Here is a 19,545-nt window from a genome sequence, read left to right as displayed (position 1 = left end):
GGGGCATGAGCGACGAAGATCTGCGTACCTCGGCCGACCGCGTCCTGGCCCGCCTCGTCGGGGACACCACCGGCTCCGCCCGGCTCCGGGAGGATCAATGGCGGGCGATCGAGGCGCTGGTCGCCGAGCGCCGCCGGGCGCTGGTCGTGCAGCGCACCGGCTGGGGCAAGTCGGCGGTGTATTTCGTCGCCACCGCGCTGCTGCGCGAGCGCGGCAGCGGTCCGACCGTGATCGTCTCCCCGCTGCTCGCGCTGATGCGCAACCAGGTCGAGGCCGCCGCGCGCGCCGGTATCCACGCCCGCACCATCAATTCCGCCAACACCGAGGAGTGGGACACCATCCAGGCGGAGGTGGCCGCGGGCGGGGTGGATGTGCTGCTGGTGAGCCCCGAGCGGCTCAACAACCCCGACTTCCGCGACCAGGTGCTGCCGCAGCTTGCCGCCACCACCGGCCTGCTGGTCGTCGACGAGGCACACTGCATCTCCGACTGGGGCCATGATTTCCGGCCCGACTACCGCAGGCTGCGCACCATGCTCGCCGATCTGCCCCAGGGCGTGCCCGTGCTCGCCACGACCGCGACGGCGAACGCACGGGTCACGGCCGATGTGGCCGAGCAGTTGGGCACCGGCGAAGGGACCGCGCGGGCGCTGGTGCTGCGCGGGCCGCTGGACCGGGAGAGCCTGCGGCTGGGCGTGCTGCCGCTGCCGGACGCCGCGCATCGGCTCGCCTGGCTCGCCGAGCACCTCGATGAGCTGCCGGGCTCCGGGATCATCTACACCCTCACCGTCGCCGCGGCCGAGGAGGTGACCGCGTTCCTGCGGCAGCGCGGCCACACCGTCGCCTCCTACACCGGCAAGACGGAGAACGCGGACCGCCAGCAGGCCGAGGAGGACCTGCTGGCCAACCGGGTCAAGGCGCTGGTCGCCACCTCCGCGCTGGGCATGGGCTTCGACAAGCCGGACCTCGGCTTCGTGGTGCATCTCGGTTCGCCGTCCTCCCCCATCGCCTACTACCAGCAGGTCGGGCGCGCCGGGCGCGGTGTGGAGCACGCCGAGGTGCTGCTCCTGCCCGGCCGCGAGGACGAGGCGATCTGGCGGTATTTCGCCTCGCTCGCCTTCCCGCCCGAGGAGCAGGTGCGCCGCACCCTCGAGGTGCTGGCGGCGTCGGACCGGCCGGTGTCCCTGCCCGCGCTCGAGCCCCAGGTCGAGCTGCGGCGGTCACGCCTGGAGATCATGCTCAAGGTGCTCGATGTGGACGGCGCGGTGCGGCGGGTGCGCGGCGGCTGGACCGCGACCGGGCAGCCCTGGGCGTACGACGCGGAGCGGTATGCGTGGGTGGCGCGCCAGCGGGAGGCCGAGCAGCAGGCCATGCGGGAGTACGCCTCGACGGCCGACTGCCGGATGGAGTTCCTGCGGCGGCAGCTGGACGATGAGAAGGCGGCGCCCTGTGGCCGCTGTGACAACTGCGCGGGGGCCCGGTTCACCACCGAGGTGTCCGACGCCTCGCTGGACGCGGCGCGCGGCGAGCTGGGGCGGCCCGGTGTCGAGGTGGAGCCGCGCCGTATGTGGCCGACCGGGCTGCCCGCGGTGGGTGTCGACCTCAAGGGCCGCATTCCGGCGGATGAGCAGGCCGCCCCGGGCAGGGCCCTGGGCCGTCTCTCCGACATCGGCTGGGGAAACCGGCTGCGGCCGCTGCTGGCCCCGCAGAGCCCGGACACCCCGGTGCCCGACGATGTGGCCGGTGCGGTGGTGACGGTGCTCGCCGACTGGGCCAAGGGCCCCGGCGGCTGGGCCTCGGGCGCGCCGGACGCCGCGGACCGCCCGGTGGGCGTGGTCACGGTCGCCTCGCGCACCCGTCCGCAGCTGATCGGGACACTCGGCGAGCGGATCGCCACCGTCGGCCGGTTGCCCCTGCTCGGGAGCATCGCGTACCACGACGGCGATTTCGACACCCGGGTGCCGCGCACCAACAGCGCCCAGCGGCTGCGAGCGCTGCACGGCGCGCTGACCGTGCCTCCGCAGCTGGCGGCGGCCCTAGCCGAGGCGGGTGGGCCGGTGCTGCTGGTGGACGACATGGCGGACACCGGCTGGACCTTGGCCGTCGCCTCCCGGCTGCTCCGCCGGGCCGGAGCGGCCGGAGTGTTTCCGCTGGTCCTGGCCGTGCAGGGGTAGGGGCGAGCGGGGCCGCGGCGGGGCGTGAACCGGTCAGGAATATAGAACGCACATCCAGGCAAAACGGTCAGTGGGACCAACTGCTCATTGCCGCACGCGGGCGCGACCGCGAGAATTGTCCACAGCTCCCCCGCCCCCGGTCCGTCCGTGGTCCGACGGGGCTGTGTCGTGGCCCGCGCCCGTGCCCGACCCTTCGCACGGACCGTGGGCGCAGACGAAGGGAGGACCGTGACCTTCGGCTTCGCTCCGCCACCGTCCACCGATTCCGCTTCCCGGGTCGGCCGGATGCTCCAGCCCGCCGAGTGGGCGGCAGCGGGGATCCCGCTGCTGCGCAATCCCCGCGAGGTGGTCACCGGACTGCACAGCCGCCATCTGCCGACGCCCTCGACCGCCGTTGTCGCGGTCCTCGATCCGGACGAACGGCTCACGGCGAGCGCCTCGTTCGTGCGCCGCGCCGCCGCCGTCGACGGCTGGGACTTCCGGAACGCGCTGCTGGCGCAGTTGCGCCGGGTGATCCCACACGATCTGCGGCGCCGCACACCGATCCGCACCGCCGTGCTGCTCTACTGCCGCGAGGGCGAGAGCCGGTGGACGGACGAGGACGGCGCCTGGATGTGGGGGCTGCGCGACGCCTGCACCCTGCACGGCCTGCGCTGCGGCGCGTACATCACGCTGACCCGCGACGGATGGCGGGTCCTCGGCGAAGGGCGGGGCGGCCGTCGGCCGCACTCCGCTTCGCTGCCCACCGAGTTGGACGTGGCCGTCGAGGGCGACAGCGACCCGAAGGCGCTGCCGCGACCCCACCTCGGAGCGCGTACGGCGCTGAGCCACTCCGCCGCCGTCTGACCGGTCGCGGGGTGCGCGTCCGACCGGTCGCCGGACGCCCGCGCCCGACCGGTCGCGGGGCGCCCGTGGCCACCGCCGTCCGTCCGGGCGCCGGACAGCTCCGTCACGGGGGACAGAGCATGCCGGACACCGGGCGTTCGGGGACGTGCGGCCTCAGGCGCCCGGACCGATGAGGGCGTTGATGCGCTTCGGGTCGCCGCAGACGATCAGAAGCGTCCCGGCACGGCCCATCGCCTCGGGCAGCGCGCCGGCCACGACGTCGTCCGCACCGCCGTTGACGGCGACGACCACGACCGGGCGGCCCTTGGCGCGATCGGCATCCGCACCGGCGTAGAAGACATCGTCTCCGGCGTCGTGCTGCGCCCAGTACGACGCCTCGCCGAAGGACAACTCATGCGCCGCCCAGGGATGCTGCTCCCCGGTGGTCAGCACCAGGATGTCACCGGGGGCCCGGCCGGAATCCAGCAGCAGGTCGACCGCCTCGTCCGCCGCGTCCAGCGCGCCGTCCACCGTGGCGGGGATCAGCTGGAGCTGGGGACCGGTCTTCGTGGCGGCAGGGGCGGCCTTGGCAGCCGAAGCCGCCGGGGCGGTCGGCACGGGCTTCGTCGCATCACTCGTGGTGCGCTGCGACTGAGCCGACGAGGTCCCGGCGGAGCCACGGTTGGGACCGGGGCTTCCGGGCCGCCGCGGTGCGGGCCGGGGGCCGGGACCAGGGACAGGACGAGGGGTCGGCGCGGTGCGGCCTGCGGCCGGTGTCGCGCGGGGACCCGGGACACTCTCGTGAATCTGAGGCTCCTCGGGGATGAGAGGCATGGGCTGATGTCTATCAAACGTCGGTGCGAGTCGCATCGGCGGGTGGCGGTTTTGACCGCTTGGTCTGCTCAGAAGTCGAAGCCGAGTTGGCCTTCGTCCTCCAGCCCGACCGGTTCGGGGGTGCTGCGGACCCGCTTCAGGTGCCGCCAGCGAGGCAGCCCGTCCATATAGGCCCAGGACAGCCGGTGGTGGGGCGTGGGTCCCAGTTCCCGCAGGGCTGCGCGGTGCACGGGGGACGGATATCCGGCGTTGTCCTCAAAGCAGAAGTCCAGGTGCTCGGCTCCCAGTTCGGCCATCATCGCATCCCGGCGCACCTTGGCGATCACCGAGGCGGCGGCGACGGACACACAGGACTGATCGCCCTTGATGACCGTACGGACCGCCCAGGGAGCGCCGAGGTAGTCGTACTTCCCGTCCAGGATCACCGCGTCCGGCCGGACCGGCAGCGCGTCCAGCGCACGCGTAGCGGCGAGCCGGAGGGCGGCCGTCATCCCCAGGCCGTCGATCTCCTCGGGAGAGGAGTGACCCAGGGCGTGCGCGGTGACCCACGAGTGCAACTCCTGGGACAGGGCCGTGCGCTTCTTGGGGCTCAGCAGCTTGGAGTCGGTGAGCCCGGTCGGCGGACGGCGCAGACCGGTGACCGCCGCGCAGACCGTCACCGGCCCGGCCCATGCCCCGCGCCCGACCTCGTCGATGCCGACGACGATCTTGGCTCCCGTCGTGGCGCGAAGCGAGCGCTCGACACTGTGGGTGGGCGGTTCATATGCCATGGCGAGGACAACCTTACGCCGCTCTTACCTGCGTTCGGAACCCGGATCCTCGGCAGCGGTCCCCGGCTCCTCCGGGCGGTCCCTTCCTCGGTGAACCGGGTGGCCGATTCCACTCAATACGGCGCGGTGGAGGGTCGGTTCGCCGGTGAGGCAAACCGGGCGACCCACCGCATCACACCCGCGCGGGGAGGGGTCAGCCGGCCCGCGCCGGGACCCACTCCGGCAGCGCCTCGGTGCGGTCCTGCCAGTCGGCGGGCGGCGCACCGGCGGCCGCGGCCGCGACCACTCCCCCGACGATGGCGCACGTGGTGTCCACGTCCCCGCCGGCCGAGGCCGTCCGCCAGAACGCCTCCTCGAAGGAGCCCAGGTGGCGGGCGGCCGCCCACAGGGCGAACGGCACGGTGTCATGGGCGCTGGTGCGCCGGCCACAGCCGAGTACCGCGGCGACGGTCCCGGCGTCCGCGTAGTCGAGCATGTCGCGGGCGCGGCGCAGCCCCGCCCGGACCGCGCTGCGCGGCACCACCTCGACCACCCGGTCCAGCAGCTCCTCCGGCCCGCCGTGGCCCGCCGGATCCGCCACCAGCGCGGCGGCCGCGGCCACCGCCATGGCTCCCGCCACGGCCTCGCGGTGCTGATGTGTGGTGTACGCCGAGATCTCCGCCTGATGCGTCGCCTGCTCCACATCGCCCGCGTACCAGGCGCCCAGCGGGGCGATCCGCATGGCGGCGCCGTTGCCCCACGACCCCTGCCCCTGGAACAGCCCGGCGGCCAGGTCACGCCAGTCGCCGCCCTCCCTGATCAGGCGGAGCATCCGGTTCACGGCGGGGCCGTAGCCCCGGTCGAAATCATGGTGGTCGGCGAAGGACCGGGCGAGATGGTCCTGGTCGATCCGGCCGTGGGTCACCAGGACGGCCAGGATCGAACAGGCCATCTCGGTGTCGTCGGTCCACTGCCAGGGGGCCGGCGGCAGCTCGCGGCGCTTGAGGAACGGATAGTTGGCGGGGACGAAGAACTGGGAACCGAGGGCGTCGCCCACGGCCAGCCCGCGCAGACTCCGAAGAGCCCGATGGAAACGGTCAGCGGTCATCGCTGCGCACTCTAACCGGTGCGGCCGTAGGGCTTGGGGGTGCACCAGCGCTCAAAGGGCCGGTCCAGGTGGTAGCGCCCGTCGGAGCCGAGCAGCAGGGCCCGTGTTTCACCGTTGCCGGGGTTCGACAGCGACTCGAATTCGGCGACGTTCCAGTGCAGCCACCGCATGCAGAACAGCCTCATGGTCAGCCCATGGGTCACCAGCAGGACGTTCGGCGGATGTGCCGGGTCCTGGAAGCTGCGCCACAGGCTCTCCAGGAACGCGTCCACCCGGTCGTAGACATCGGCACCCGACTCACCCTGCGCGAACCGGTAGAAGAAGTGTCCGTAGGCGTCGCGGTACGCCATCTGTTTCCGCACGTCCTCGCGGTCCTGCCAGTTTCCCCAGTCCTGCTCCCGCAGCCGCGGCTCCTCCCGGACCCGGGTACGCGAGGGGTCGAGATCGAGCAGCCTCAGGGTCTGGTGGGTGCGGCGGTACGGCGACACATAGATCGACACCCGCTCGTCACCGAAAGCGGCGCGCAGCCGCTCGCCCGCCTCCGTCGCCTGCCGGCGCCCGGTCTCGGTCAGCTTCAGGGCATGGTCGGGCACCCTTTCGTACACCGAGTCATCAACATTCCCCTCTGATTCTCCGTGCCGCAGGAGGACGATGCGCCGGGGTCGTGCCATGGCGCCACCCTAGATCGAGGCCGCGGCCGCTGCCGCATCCCCCTCCTGGGTCATGAGCCGGCCTCCTCGTATTTCGCACCGGCGCCCGGTGAAGCGGCTGCGCAGCAGCCGGTCGTGCGACACCACCACCAGCGCCCCGGTCCACTGGGCCAGCGCCTCCTCCAGCTCCTCCACCAGGCCGAGGGCGAGATGGTTGGTCGGCTCGTCGAGCAGCAGCAGATCGGCGGGACGGGCCAGCAGCCGGGCAAGCGCCAGCCGCCGGCGCTGGCCCGCGGAGAGCGATCCCACCGGGACGTGGAGATCGTCCGTACGGAACAGTCCGTACGACAGAAGAAGCGCGCCCTGCTCCTCCGGTGTCCCCGGCAGCCCACGGCCGAAGGCCGACAGCAGCCGCTCCCGGGGCCTGGCAGCCGGTATCTCCTGGGCGAGATAGCCGATCCTGCCCCGGCGGGTCGCCCGGCCCGTATCCGGCTCCTCCCATCCCGCCATGACCCGCAGCAGCGTGGATTTGCCCGCGCCGTTGGCACCGTGGACGAGCAGTCTCTCCCCGGCCGCGACAGTGAGCCGGTCGACCGCCAGCCGCTCCCCCACGCGGACGTCGTGGAGGTCGATGAGCGCACCGTCCGCCGTGCCCGCGGCGGGGAGCGCGGAGAACCGCAGCGGCTCCGGCGGGCGCGGCACCGGGTCCTCCTGGAGCCTGCGCAGTCTCTCTCTGGCGTTGCGCACCCTGCTGGACACCGAGGACTGCACACGCCCCCTGTCCCGGTCGTACGCCAGCTTGTTGCCGTCCTTCATACCGCGGCCCGGGGCGACCCGCCGTGCGACGGTCGTGGCGGCCTCCGTCAGCGCGGCCGTCTCCGCGCACCACTCCTCGTACGCCTGCTCCCAACGGCGGCGCGCTGCGGTCTGCTCGGCGACGAATCCGGCATACCCCCCGCCGTACCGCACCAGGGTGCGCCGGTCGGCGTCCACCTCGACGATCGCGGTCGCCACCCGCTCCAGGAAGACCCGGTCGTGGGAGACCGCGAGGACGGTGCCCGAATGCCCCCGCAGCGCCTCCTCCAACCAGCTGAGCGCGGCACCGTCGAGGTGGTTCGTCGGCTCGTCCAGCAGCATCACCTCGGGGGCGGCGGCGATCAGGCAGGCGAGCCCGAGCCGGGCCTGCTCGCCGCCCGACAGACTGCCGAGCCGCCGCTCGTACCCGATGCCGCCGAGCCCCAGACCGTGCAGGGCCTTCTCCACCCGGGCGTCCGCCTCATAGCCGCCGCGGGCCTCGAAGGCGGTCAGCAGATCACCATATGCGGAGAGCGCGCCGGGGGCGCCGCCGCCGAGATCCGCCTCCAGCTCGCGCAGCCCGCGCTCCATGGCGCGCACCTCGGCGAGTGCGGCGTCCACCGCGTCGCGCACCATGTGGTCCGGGGGCAGCTCGGGCGTCTGGCCGAGGTGACCGATGCCGCCGTCGGCCACCGTCACCACGGCGCCGTCGTCCGGTGACTCGCTCCCGGCCAGCAGCCGCAGGAGGGTGGACTTGCCCGCTCCGTTCTCCCCCACGACGCCGACCCGCTCCCCGGGCCGGACCGCGAAGGACACGTCGTCGAGCAGCAGCCGGTCGCCCCGGGACAGGGTGACCCCTCGGAGTGAGATCTGCGTGGGCACAGGGGCGTACCTCCAAGCACGCGAGCACGTGGGCCATCCGGACCGCACGCTCCAAATACAACTACAGTTGCGTTACCCTCACCATGACACAGGAAACCCGCTAACACAACTGGAGTTGCACTTGTCCGCAGAGAGCGCCGCCCCCACACCGGGAACTGTCCGCCCCGGCGGGCGCACCGCGCGCACCCGCTCGGCGGTGCGGGACGCCGTGCTCACCGGCCTCGCCGAGCACGGTTATCCCGGTCTGACCGTGGAATACGTGGCCGAGCACTCCGGTATCCACAAGACGACCGTCTACCGGCGCTGGGGCAGCGTCGAGGGGCTCGTGGCGGACGCGCTCGACCTCGCGGGCAAGGACGCCTGGACCCCACCCGACACCGGAAGTCTGGAGGGCGATCTGCGCGCCCTCGCCCGCGAGGTGACCGAGACCTTCGGCAGCGCGCCGGCCGCCGCCGCCCCGACCGCCTTCGTCGCGGCCGCGTTCCAGTCCGAGCGCGCGGCCGAGGCGCTGCGCGACTTCTACACCGAGCGCTTCGCCCGCTGCGAATCCGTCGTGCGGCGGGCCGTCGGCCGCGGTGAGGCCCCGGCCGGCACCGACGCCGCCGCGGTCGTACGCGCCGTCTCCGCGCCCTTGTTCTTCCGGGCGCTCATCACCCGTGAGCCCATCGACACGCCGCTCGCCGACCAGACGGCGGCCGCCGTCGCCGCCGCGGTCCGGGCCGGGGCGTATTCCCCTGCCCATCGGTGATAGGTCCGCCTCCTGAGCGCCGGACCCGCCCCCGAGCGGCCGAGAGCTGATCACACCACCGTCCAGGCGGACTCGACCCGTACGACATCGCCGGCGATCGCCGCCACATCCGCTTCCGTCTGCGCGCGCAGGCCGAGCCGCTCGACCCGCTCCACCCGGTACTTCCCGTGCTCGGCCGCCGAATCCCACATCGACAGCACCAGGAACTCGTTCCCCGGCGCCTCGCCGAACACCCCGCGCAGCATCCCGGGCGACCCGGCCATGGCCGGATTCCACACCTTCTCCTGCACCAGCGTGAAGTGATCCACCCGGTCGGGGCGCACCCGGCAGTGCGCGACGCGCACCACGTCCGCGTCGGAGAACCGCGGCTCGAAGCCGACCTTCACATCGAATCGGTGCTCGAACAGCCGGACTTGCATATCCCGGTACGTGCCCGACTGCGCGGCCGCCAGCCGGTCGTGCGAACGCGCCATGAAGGAGTCGTAGAACGCCCGGCTCTCCCAGAACGCGAAGACATGCGCCACATCCGGACGCCCCCGGCTCCAGCCACCGCCCTGCCCCCGGAATCCCGGTTCGCCGGGCAACCCCGCCCACTTCCGCTGCCCCCGCTCGAAACCCGGGCGGTCCACCACGGTGCAGCGAATCCACTTGACCAGCACCGCGCCATCCTACGGCCGTGCGGTGGCCCCCATCACATACCGGAGAGTCCGCCCCCGGTTCGGCATCGCGCCGTACGACGCCCCGGGGACGACGACGGCGGGGCGCGGACCCGAAGGCCCGCGCCCCGCCGCGGATGTCATCCGTAAGGATCTGCGATCAGCTGCAGCCGCTCGTCGAACCGCAGCCCTCGCACAGGTAGCAGCTGCCCGCGCGGCGCATCTTGGTGCCGCAGGAGAAGCAGAGCGGCGCGTCCGCGTTCATCCCCAGCTGGATCTCGACCAGTTCGGTCGAGCTGTGGGCCTCCCTCGCCGACTCGGACGTGGTCCGCGGCTGGGACGTGCTGCTCTTCGGGGCGTCCACATGGCGAGGCGCCGACTGGGCCAGGCCCTCGACGTCCATCTCGTCGTCGCTGGGCTCGTAGGACCCCGTCTCCAGGTGCCGCTGGCGCTCCTCGGCGGAGTGGATGCCGAGCGCCGAGCGGGTCTCGAAGGGCAGGAAGTCCAGCGCCAGCCGGCGGAAGATGTAGTCGACGATCGACTGCGCCATCCGCAGGTCCGGGTCGTCCGTCATACCGGCCGGCTCGAAGCGCATGTTGGTGAACTTCGAGACGTAGGTCTCCAGCGGCACGCCGTACTGCAGACCGACCGACACGGCGATCGAGAAGGCGTCCATCATGCCCGCCAGGGTCGAGCCCTGCTTGGACATCTTCAGGAAGACCTCACCGAGACCGTCGTCCGGGTACGAATTGGCGGTCATGTAGCCCTCGGCGCCGCCCACCGTGAAGGAGGTGGTGATGCCGGGACGGCCCTTGGGGAGCCGCTTGCGGACCGGGCGGTACTCGACGACCTTCTCGACCTCGGGCTCGGCCTGGGCCTTCTCCTCCTTCTTCTTGGCGGAGAGCGGCTGGCCGACCTTGCAGTTGTCGCGGTAGATCGCCAGCGCCTTGATGCCGAGCTTCCAGCCCTCGAAGTAGATCTCCTCGATCTCCTCGACGGTGGCCGACTCCGGCATGTTGACCGTCTTGGAGATCGCGCCGGACAGGAACGGCTGGGCGGCCGCCATCATCCGCACATGGCCCATCGGGGAGATGGAGCGCTCGCCCATCGCGCAGTCGAAGACCTCGTAGTGCTCGGGCTTGAGCCCCGGCGCGTCGATCACATTGCCGTGGTCGGCGATGTGGGCGACGATCGCCTCGACCTGCTCCTCCTGGTAGCCGAGCCGCTTGAGCGCCTTGGGGACCGTGTTGTTCACGATCTGCATGGAGCCGCCGCCGACCAGCTTCTTGAACTTGACCAGGGCCAGGTCCGGTTCGACGCCCGTGGTGTCGCAGTCCATCATCAGGCCGATGGTGCCGGTCGGCGCGAGCACCGACGCCTGGGCGTTGCGGAATCCGCTCTTCTCGCCGAGGCGCAGCACGTCCTGCCATGCCTCGGTGGCCGCGGCCCAGACCGGGGTGTCCAAGTCGTCCATGCGCTTGGCGACGGCATTGGCGTCCGAGTGCTGCTTCATGACGCGCTTGTGGGCGTCCGCGTTACGGGCGTAACCGTCGTACGGGCCGACCACGGCGGCGAGCTCCGCGGAGCGCTTGTACGAGGTGCCGGTCATCAGGGACGTGATGGCTCCGGCCAGGGCCCGGCCGCCGTCGCTGTCGTAGGCGTGGCCGGTGGCCATCAGCAGGGCGCCGAGGTTGGCGTAGCCGATGCCCAGCTGGCGGAAGGCGCGGGTGGTCTCGCCGATCTTCTCGGTCGGGAAGTCCGCGAAGCAGATGGAGATGTCCATCGCGGTGATGACCAGCTCGACGACCTTGGCGAAGCGCTCGGCGTCGAAGCGCTGGTTGCCCGCGTCGTCGTCCTGGAGGAACTTCATCAGGTTGAGCGAGGCCAGGTTGCACGAGGAGTTGTCCAGGTGCATGTACTCGCTGCACGGGTTGGAGGCGGTGATCCGGCCCGATTCCGGCGAGGTGTGCCAGTGGTTGATGGTGTCGTCGTACTGGATGCCCGGGTCGGCGCAGGCCCAGGCCGCCTCGGCCATCTTACGGAAGAGGGACTTGGCGTCGACCTCTTCGATGGGCTCACCGGTCAGCCGGCTGCGCAGCCCGAACGAGGAGCCGGACTCGACCGCCTTCATGAACGTGTCGTTCACGCGGACGGAGTTGTTGGCGTTCTGGTACTGGACGGACGTGATGTCGTCGCCGCCCAGGTCCATGTCGAAGCCCGCGTCGCGCAGGGCGCGGATCTTCTCCTCCTCCTTGACCTTGGTCTCGATGAACGCCTCGACATCCGGGTGATCGACGTCGAGCACGACCATCTTGGCGGCCCGGCGGGTGGCGCCGCCCGACTTGATCGTTCCGGCGGAGGCGTCGGCGCCGCGCATGAAGGAGACGGGGCCGGAGGCGTTGCCGCCCGAGGAGAGGAGCTCCTTGGAGGAGCGGATGCGGGAGAGGTTCAGGCCGGCGCCGGAGCCGCCCTTGAAGATCATTCCCTCTTCCTTGTACCAGTCCAGGATCGACTCCATCGAGTCGTCCACGGAGAGGATGAAGCAGGCGCTGACCTGCTGCGGCTGCCTGGTTCCGACGTTGAACCAGACAGGCGAGTTGAAGCTGAAGACCTGGTGCAGCAGCGCGTAGGTGAGCTCGTGGTCGAAGATCTCGGCGTCCGCGGGCGAGGCGAAGTAGCCGTTGTCCTCACCGGACTTGCGGTAGGTGCGCACCACGCGGTCGATGAGCTGCTTGAGGCTCGCCTCCCGCTCCGGGGAACCCACCGCGCCACGGAAGTACTTGCTCGTGACGATGTTGACCGCGTTCACCGACCAGAAGTCGGGGAACTCCACGCCGCGCTGCTCGAAGTTGACCGAACCGTCGCGCCAGTTGGTCATGACGACGTCACGACGCTCCCAGACCACCTCGTCGTACGGATGCACGCCGGGGGTGGTGTGGATGCGCTCGATGCGCAGACCCTTGTTCGCCTTGCTTCCCTTGGAGCGGGAGCCTCGTGCCGGGCCGCTCGTCGTCTCTGTCATTCCGCCTCCCTGGTACGGGCGAAAACGCCCTGATGTGCCTATTTCTTCCCCAGGCACGTATCTGTCTTTCACCCGGATGCGGCAAGCGCCCCGGGTAGGTGTGTGGGTCGCCGGTCAGTCGGCGGCGACGGCCGGCGCGGGGGCCTCCGCGGCCCCTTCGGCGCCGGACCCGCGGTCGTGCGCGGGAGGCCGTTGCTGGTCACGCAGCTCCGCCACGGCCGCCTCGAAGTCCTCGAGGGAGTCGAAGGCGCGGTAGACGGAGGCGAAGCGGAGGTAGGCGACGAGGTCGAGTTTCTGGAGCGGGCCGAGTATGGCGAGTCCGACGTCATGGGTGGACAGCTCGGCGCTGCCGGTGGCCCGGACCGCCTCCTCCACCTGCTGACCGAGCTTGGCGAGGGCGTCCTCGGTGACCGGACGACCCTGGCACGCCTTGCGCACCCCGGAGATGACCTTGTCGCGACTGAAGGGCTCGGTGACCCCGCTGCGCTTGATCACCATCAGTGACGCGGTCTCCACGGTCGTGAAGCGACGCGAGCAGTCGGGGCACTGGCGGCGCCTGCGGATCGAGCAGCCGTCGTCGGTGGTGCGGCTGTCGACGACACGGCTGTCGGGGTGCCTGCAGAAGGGGCAGTGCATGACTCCGAACCCTCCCTCACCCTCAAGAACGGCGCATGCCTGGACATGCCTGACTAGCCCCGACCGGGCCGGGAGGCCCGCCGGAACGGCCACAAGCATAGGCGATAACCTTGGCAGCGAATCCACCAGGACCACAACTTGTGGGTGGCTTGCATCCATCTAACCACTAGATCTGGTGGCTGGCACTCAACCGAGCCGGATGGCGTGTCACGGCTGGGGAGCAGGCACGAGACTACGCGAGCCCCACGCGTCCCGGATTCACGGGGGTCGGGATGCAAGACTGGGGCCGCCCCCACGGCGGCCGGATCAAACGGTCCATACACCTAACCCTGTGATCACGTCAGCCCATCTGCGAAATTTCACTCGAACGTGTGTTTGGCGCAACCTTTCGAAAGCAACTACCGTTGTCCAACTAGGGAGAACATCTCGAGAGGGGCCGTCGTGACCACCACCGCAGAGAGCGCCACCGTTACCGCCCAGGAGCGCTCCCAGAGCCGACTCGAACAGACACACGCGATGAACCAGACCCACCCGATGAACGACGACGCCACGAATCCGGAAGGACAGAAGCCCACGCGCTCGCTACCAGGGCGACCTCCAGGCATCCGGGCGGACAGCTCAGGGCTGACCGACCGGCAGCGGCGCGTCATCGAGGTCATTCGCGACTCTGTGCAGCGGCGCGGTTACCCGCCGTCCATGCGGGAGATCGGCCAGGCGGTGGGCCTCTCCAGCACCTCGTCCGTCGCCCATCAGCTGATGGCGCTGGAGCGGAAGGGCTTTCTGCGGCGCGACCCCCATCGGCCCCGGGCCTACGAGGTCCGCGGCTCCGACCAGCCCAGCGCCCAGCCCACGGACACCGCCGGCAAGCCCGCCGCCTCCTATGTGCCGCTGGTCGGCCGGATCGCGGCCGGTGGGCCGATCCTCGCCGAGGAGTCGGTCGAGGATGTTTTCCCGCTCCCCCGGCAGCTGGTCGGCGACGGTGAGCTCTTCGTGCTGAAGGTGGTCGGCGACTCCATGATCGAGGCCGCCATCTGCGACGGGGACTGGGTGACGGTGCGCCGTCAGCCCGTCGCCGAGAACGGTGACATCGTCGCCGCGATGCTCGACGGCGAGGCCACGGTGAAGCGCTTCAAGCGCGAGGACGGCCATGTGTGGCTCCTCCCGCACAACGCCGCCTACCAGCCGATCCCCGGCGACGAGGCCACCATTCTGGGCAAGGTGGTCGCGGTGCTGCGGCGCGTCTGAGCGCACCGGACCGAGGTGCGCCCTGAGCGTGCCCCACGACCGGGCCCCGGGACCACTGCGCCGGTTCCGGGGCCCTGCTGTATGTGCCGACCATAGGGGCCGTCGTAGGGGGCGACCATGGCGGCCTCGGGGCGCGACGCCCCGCCAGGCCGCCTGGTCCTTGGCCCGCTAGGACCCCTGGGCCTTGGCCGCCGCGTCGATGGCGGCCAGCGAGCGGCGCACCTGGTTGCGGTCGGTCGTGTACCAGAAATCCGGCATGGACTTGCGGAGGAACGAGCCGTAGCGGGCCCGCTCGACCCGCGGATCCAGGACGGCGACGATCCCCCGGTCGTCCGAAGCGCGCACGAGCCGGCCCGCGCCCTGGGCCATCAGCAGCGCGGCATGGGTCGCGGCGACGGCCATGAAGCCATTGCCCCCGGCCTCCTCCACCGCCTTCTGGCGGGCACTCATCAGCGGGTCGTCGGGGCGGGGGAAGGGCACCCGGTCCATCACCACCAACTGACAGCTGGGCCCCGGCACATCGACGCCCTGCCAGAGGGACAGCGTGCCGAACAGGCAGGTCCGGGCATCGGCGGCGAAGGCACGGATCAGCTCGCCCAGCGTCTCCTCGCCCTGGAGGAGGATGGGCGCATCGAGACGCCCGCGCAGGTCCTCCGCGGCAGCCTGGGCGGCGCGCATGGAAGAGAACAACCCGAGCGTGCGACCGCCCGCGGCCTCGACCAGCTCGGCGAGCTCATCGAGCATGTCGGCGCGGCTGCCCTCGCGGCCGGGCTGGGCGAGATGCTTGGCGACGTAGAGGATCCCCTGCTTCGAGTAGTCGAAGGGCGAGCCGACGTCGAGGCCCTGCCAGCGCGGCGCGGTCTCCTCGCCGCCCTCCGGATCCTGCGGGCTCTCGGGGGCGAGACCGAGTGAGGCCGCCACCCCGTTGAAATCCCCACCCAGCTTGAGCGTGGCGGAGGTGAGGACGACGGACCGGTCGTCGAAGAGCTTCTCCCGCAGCAATCCCGACACGGAGAGCGGGGCGACCCGCAACGAGGCGCCGAAGCGGTCGTGACGCTCGTACCAGACCACGTCGTACTCGGAGCCCTCGACGATCCGCTCGGCCACCTGGTGGATGTTCTCCACGGAGCCCAGCGCCTGCTTACGGATCGCGTCCTCGTCCTTGACCGAGGCGTCCCGCGTGGCGCCCAGCGCCGAGATCACCGTGCGGGAGGCGTCGCGCAGCGCCATCAGCACATAGCCGAGGTCCTCGGGGACCTTCTCGAGGCGGCCGGGCAGGGCGAGCTCCATCAGCCGCTCGAAGCCCTCCGAGGCGGTCTGGAGGGCGTCCGCCGCCTGCTCGTTGACCAGCTTCGCGGCACGCCGCACGGCCCGGTTGACCTGTCCGGGGGTGAGCTCCCCGCTGGCGACGCCGGTGACCCGGGAGACCAGCTCATGGGCCTCGTCGACGATCAGCACCTCATGGCTGGGCAGCACCGGGGCGCCCTCGATGGCGTCGATGGCGAGCAGCGCGTGATTGGTGACGACGACATCGGCGAGCTTGGCCCGCTCACGGGCGGCCTCGGCGAAGCACTCCGCGCCGTAGGCGCATTTGGACGCGCCAAGGCACTCCCGGGAGGTGACCGACACCTGGGACCAGGCGCGGTCCGAGACACCAGGGCTCAGATCGTCCCGATCGCCCGTCTCGGTCTCGTCCGACCAGTCGCGCAACCGCAGCAGGTCCTTGCCGAGCTTGCTGGTGGGCGTGGCGGCCTCGAACGGATCGAAGAGGCCGGCTTCATCGGCGTCCTCCTGCGGGACGCCCTCGTGGAGCCGGTGCAGGCACAGATAGTTGGAGCGGCCCTTGAGCATGGCGAACTCGGGGCGGCGGCGCAACAGCGGATGCAGGGCCTCCACGGTGCGGGGCAGGTCTCGCTCGACGAGCTGCCGCTGCAGGGCGAGGGTCGCCGTGGCGACGACGACACGCTCGCCGTGCGCGAGGGCGGGCACCAGATAGCCCAGGGACTTCCCGGTGCCGGTGCCGGCCTGAACCAGCAGGTGGGAGCTGTCGTCGATCGCCTCCGCCACGGCTTGGGCCATGGCGGTCTGACCAGGGCGCTCGGTGCCGCCGACGGTGGTGACGGCGGCGTGCAGCAGATCGGCGAGTGGAGGCGAGGACGATTCAGTCATAGGGCTGCCAGCCTACGGGGCGGCACCGACATCACTCCCGTCGGTGTGGTCGGTGACGGACGGTTTCGGCAAGCGCGGAGCTGGGGCGAATCGCCGATTCCTGGCACGGAGGGCACCCGCCTTCGTGGGACGGCCGTCCTCGCTGCATGGGAACCGGGACCGGGCGAGCGGTGTATCAACAGTGAAAGCTCGCATCGAAGCAGGCACATCACCGGGGGGCACGGATGGTTGCGGAGGTTCACAGGACGTGTCGCAGGGCACGGTCGCGCAGCATCAGCGCGGCGCGTTTGCCGGGGAGTTCGACTTCCGCGGAGAAGCGGAATCCGGCGCCGAGGAAGGCGGCGACGGAGGGGGTGTTGCGGAGGTCCGGTTCGGCCACGACGCGGGTGCAGGACGGACGATGCTCGAGGACGAGATCGGCGGCCGCGCGGAGCAGGGTCGTCCCCAGGCCACGGCCACGATCGCCGACCCGGCCGATGAGGAGATGGATACCCGTGTCGTGCGGCCGGGCCGGGTAGTACCGCGCGAGCGGGTCCAGATCGGCGCGGTACACCTCCCAATAGCTCATCGGGGCGCCGTCCAGGACGCCCAGACAGGGCACGCTGCGACCGTCGCCGTCGAGCTGGTCCCCGAGGTGGCTCGCGGTGATCTCATCGGGGCCGTCGAGCTCCCAGAAGGCGGCGACGGAGGGGTCGTTCATCCACTGGGCGATGAGCCGCAGATCACGCCCGATGCGGACCGGGACGAGCTGGAAGGTGCCCAACGGGGTGCTGGTGGGCCGCCATTCGACGATGTGGTCGAGAAGATCCGCCCGGCTGTCGGCCTCCCGTCCGGTGGAGCCCAGGTCGATGAGTCGTGCGATGTCCTCTTCCTGGCGCAGCCGCATGTCGATGGTGTCGTCGGTGCTGGAGCTCGTACTGGAGTCGGTGTGCGGCACGGCGACGCTCTCCTCTCGGGGGTCTCGGCACGTCGTGAGGGACGTGAGGGTGAGGGGCGTGATCGCGGGTCGCGGAGTCAAGCCATGGGGGTGACAGCTGGGATGCCGGAAGGAGAGACAGAAGTGACGAGGGGGTTGGCGATGGTCACATAGACGGACTGGGTGTCCACCGGTCCCACGAGTTCGTCCAGGCCGCGCAGCCGCGTGAGCAGATTGGCCTTGCAGCGCAGGGTGGGCGTCTCCAGGAGCTGGGCGGGAAGCGGTGAGCGGGTTCTGCCGGGGCCGGACGCGGCCTCGGTGAGAAAGCGGCGGAACGCGGCCAGCAGGACGCGCTCGTCGACGAGTCGCTGGGACCCGAAGGCGCCGATCATTCCGAGGACGTTGTTGACACCCAGGTAGTAGGCGAACCGCTCGTCGGTGACCTCATCGGGCACGAAGGTGTCGCTGCGGCCGCCGATACCGGGCAGCCGGCGCTGGAGTTCGGCATGCCGGGACGCGCGGAAGTAGTAGCCCTGGTTGTCCCGGTAGCGGCCGCCGATCGGCCAGCCGTCGGGGTCCAGCAGCACCAGGGTGTTCTGCTGGTGCGCCTCGAGCGCGATACCGGCTTCTCCGTCCAGCCAGAGCACGGGGCGTACGACCGTGTGCAAATAGCGCAGGAACCACTCCGCGCCGACGGCCGCGGTGGAACGGCCGGTGCGAGCGGCGAGCCGGGCGACGAGGTGGGCGAGCCGGGAGCGCATCACCGGCTGTCCGCGCCAGGGGCGCAGCGCCAGGAGTCCGGCGACGCAGACGGCGTCGTCGCCGGGGCCGAACGGGTTGTGCCGGATGACGACGTCGAGGCCGGTCACGGGTTCGCCATCGGATCCGTCGACGGCGAGCCAGGCCGGGTCCCGGACGATGTCGAAGCCGGGGAATCCGGGGAAGGCCGCCCGCCACTGCTCGGCCAGTCCGCTGCGGAGCAGCCGGTGCACCTCGACACCGCGGCGGAGTTCCTTACGGAGGTTCTCACGACGGGAGTTGGTGATCCGCAGAGCGAGGGACAGTTTCAGCATGGCAGGAGCGCCGGGCCGGTAGACGGTGCGGACCGAGGAGGTGGGGTGCCAGTGTCCGCCGGACGGCCCGAGGTCGTGCAACAGGCCGGAGTCGAAGAGCGCGGCGGCGTCCGGGCGGTGCCGGATCTCGCGGGCCTGCCAGGGATGCAGCGGCAAGGGTACGGTTCCGTCGGGCAGTTGGAGGCCGCTGCCCGCCAGGGAGAGGGCGAGCCGCTCGGCGGGCACGGTCCGGCCGCGCTCCGTCCAGGACGACTCGCAGGCCAGCACGGACCGGGCGACCGCGATCCAATGAAGGGGGAAGGAGCCACGCGATTCCGGTGAGCAGACGGTGGATTCGCTGTCGGAGAGGCCCTCGCGGCTCTTCGGCGTGGGATGCAGGGGGTGACCGAAGAGGAGGGATTGTTCCGCGTTGAGAAACGGGGTGCTCGTGCCGGGATCTGCGGGCGCCGACCGGCGGTGGGCGAGGAAGAGGGCGGTGCGTCGTACGGAGTCCGCGACACGGCCGACGAGTTCGGTGGCGTCCGCGTCGGGGTCGTCCCGTCGCGCGCTGTACGCCGCCTCGCGGGTGAGCAGGGCCGCGAGGGTGACCGCCCCGACGGCGGGCGCGTCATGGGGGCCGTGCTCCAGCAGCGGCGGGCCGAAGCGGTGCCAGCCGGTGGGCGACCAGTAGCGCACGGGGACGAGGAGGACAGTTCCGCTGGCGGCGAGGGGGATGCGCAGGGTGTCCCCGTCGGGGCGCGCGAGGCCGCTCTCGCGGACCCAGCAGCGCAGCAGGTTCTCGACGCCCGCGCCGTCGGCAGCGATCTGCGGGTCGGGGTCGTCGAGCGGATCCACGCCGACCACACGGGCACGGTCGGCGGGCGCGTCATGGCAGTCACGGTCCTGCCGGGGAACCACCGGCGAGGGGAGGGGCGGCCCCTGGGCGGGCAGTTGCGGCACGGGCGACTCCTCCGCCGATGGCTCCGGGACGGAGGGCTGGGGTGCTCTCGCTCCTGCGCTCGCTTCCGCTGCGCCGACGAGCGGAGTCGTGGCGGGCGACATCGCCAGGGGCAATGGCTCTTCCGCG

15 protein-coding genes are annotated in these 19,545 nt (G+C 71.4%); 4 read left to right on the top strand and 11 right to left on the bottom strand.

All coding sequences use genetic code 11. The features are described from left to right. Nucleotides 1-5 precede the first annotated feature (5 nt). The gene (locus BLV72_RS25865; protein ID WP_093465173.1) at nt 6-2,171 is read left to right on the top strand and encodes a RecQ family ATP-dependent DNA helicase; all 2,166 of its coding nucleotides are present in this window, start codon (nt 6-8) and stop codon (nt 2,169-2,171) included. 228 nt (nt 2,172-2,399) lie between these two features. Continuing rightward, nucleotides 2,400-3,017 carry a hypothetical protein gene (locus BLV72_RS25860; RefSeq protein ID WP_059141620.1) on the top strand — a complete coding sequence of 206 codons (618 nt, stop codon included), beginning with the start codon at nt 2,400-2,402 and terminating at the stop codon, nt 3,015-3,017. A 153-nt stretch (nt 3,018-3,170) separates the two neighbouring features. On the opposite strand, the gene BLV72_RS25855 is transcribed toward BLV72_RS25860, so the two are convergent. From BLV72_RS25855 to abc-f, 5 genes are all read right to left on the bottom strand, one after another. Continuing rightward, a complete protein-coding gene (locus BLV72_RS25855; RefSeq protein ID WP_093465171.1) occupies nt 3,171-3,830 on the bottom strand; it encodes a hypothetical protein in 660 nt (219 codons plus the stop codon). A 68-nt stretch (nt 3,831-3,898) separates the two neighbouring features. Next, nucleotides 3,899-4,600, bottom strand: coding sequence for a ribonuclease HII (locus BLV72_RS25850; RefSeq protein WP_093465170.1), 702 nt, complete (start codon nt 4,598-4,600; stop codon nt 3,899-3,901). A gap of 193 nt (nt 4,601-4,793) precedes the next feature. Further along, on the bottom strand, nt 4,794-5,687 hold the full coding sequence (locus BLV72_RS25845) for an ADP-ribosylglycohydrolase family protein (protein WP_093465168.1): 894 nt from the start codon (nt 5,685-5,687) through the stop codon (nt 4,794-4,796). A gap of 11 nt (nt 5,688-5,698) precedes the next feature. Then, a complete protein-coding gene (locus BLV72_RS25840; RefSeq protein ID WP_093465167.1) occupies nt 5,699-6,358 on the bottom strand; it encodes a histidine phosphatase family protein in 660 nt (219 codons plus the stop codon). A 9-nt stretch (nt 6,359-6,367) separates the two neighbouring features. Next, nucleotides 6,368-8,014: a ribosomal protection-like ABC-F family protein gene (gene abc-f, locus BLV72_RS25835; RefSeq protein WP_093465165.1), complete on the bottom strand. Its 1,647-nt coding sequence runs from the start codon at nt 8,012-8,014 to the stop codon at nt 6,368-6,370. Between the two features lie 121 nt (nt 8,015-8,135). On the opposite strand from abc-f, the gene BLV72_RS25830 reads away from it, so the two are divergent. Then, nucleotides 8,136-8,762: a TetR/AcrR family transcriptional regulator gene (locus BLV72_RS25830; protein WP_093465164.1), complete on the top strand. Its 627-nt coding sequence runs from the start codon at nt 8,136-8,138 to the stop codon at nt 8,760-8,762. 50 nt (nt 8,763-8,812) lie between these two features. Here the strand turns inward: BLV72_RS25830 and BLV72_RS25825 are convergent, their stop codons facing one another. The 3 genes from BLV72_RS25825 to nrdR form a co-directional block, all read right to left on the bottom strand. Further along, nucleotides 8,813-9,421 (bottom strand): YdbC family protein, encoded by a 609-nt coding sequence (locus BLV72_RS25825; protein ID WP_078644192.1) that lies wholly within the window; start codon nt 9,419-9,421, stop codon nt 8,813-8,815. Between the two features lie 157 nt (nt 9,422-9,578). Next, on the bottom strand, nt 9,579-12,440 hold the full coding sequence (locus BLV72_RS25820; RefSeq protein ID WP_093465162.1) for a vitamin B12-dependent ribonucleotide reductase: 2,862 nt from the start codon (nt 12,438-12,440) through the stop codon (nt 9,579-9,581). A 114-nt stretch (nt 12,441-12,554) separates the two neighbouring features. Beyond that, the gene (gene nrdR, locus BLV72_RS25815) at nt 12,555-13,076 is read right to left on the bottom strand and encodes a transcriptional regulator NrdR (RefSeq protein ID WP_059141612.1); all 522 of its coding nucleotides are present in this window, start codon (nt 13,074-13,076) and stop codon (nt 12,555-12,557) included. A 441-nt stretch (nt 13,077-13,517) separates the two neighbouring features. On the opposite strand from nrdR, the gene lexA reads away from it, so the two are divergent. Beyond that, nucleotides 13,518-14,321, top strand: coding sequence for a transcriptional repressor LexA (gene lexA / locus BLV72_RS25810; RefSeq protein ID WP_093465161.1), 804 nt, complete (start codon nt 13,518-13,520; stop codon nt 14,319-14,321). A gap of 168 nt (nt 14,322-14,489) precedes the next feature. Here lexA and BLV72_RS25805 read toward each other — a convergent pair whose 3' ends face one another. From BLV72_RS25805 to BLV72_RS25795, 3 genes are all read right to left on the bottom strand, one after another. Beyond that, complete coding sequence (locus BLV72_RS25805; protein ID WP_093465159.1) at nt 14,490-16,490, bottom strand: ATP-dependent DNA helicase; 2,001 nt, start codon at nt 16,488-16,490, stop codon at nt 14,490-14,492. A 238-nt stretch (nt 16,491-16,728) separates the two neighbouring features. Next, entirely contained in the window at nt 16,729-17,427 is a 699-nt protein-coding gene (locus BLV72_RS25800; RefSeq protein ID WP_093465158.1) for a GNAT family N-acetyltransferase, read from the bottom strand. A gap of 77 nt (nt 17,428-17,504) precedes the next feature. After that, entirely contained in the window at nt 17,505-19,418 is a 1,914-nt protein-coding gene (locus BLV72_RS25795) for an IucA/IucC family protein (protein ID WP_093465156.1), read from the bottom strand. Nucleotides 19,419-19,545: the final 127 nt, after the last annotated feature.

Source organism: Streptomyces melanosporofaciens (assembly GCF_900105695.1).
In the GTDB taxonomy this organism is placed as follows: Bacteria; Actinomycetota; Actinomycetes; order Streptomycetales; family Streptomycetaceae; genus Streptomyces; species Streptomyces antimycoticus.
Note: the sequence above shows the minus strand (reverse complement) of the source record. Positions and strands in the feature narration are given on the sequence as shown.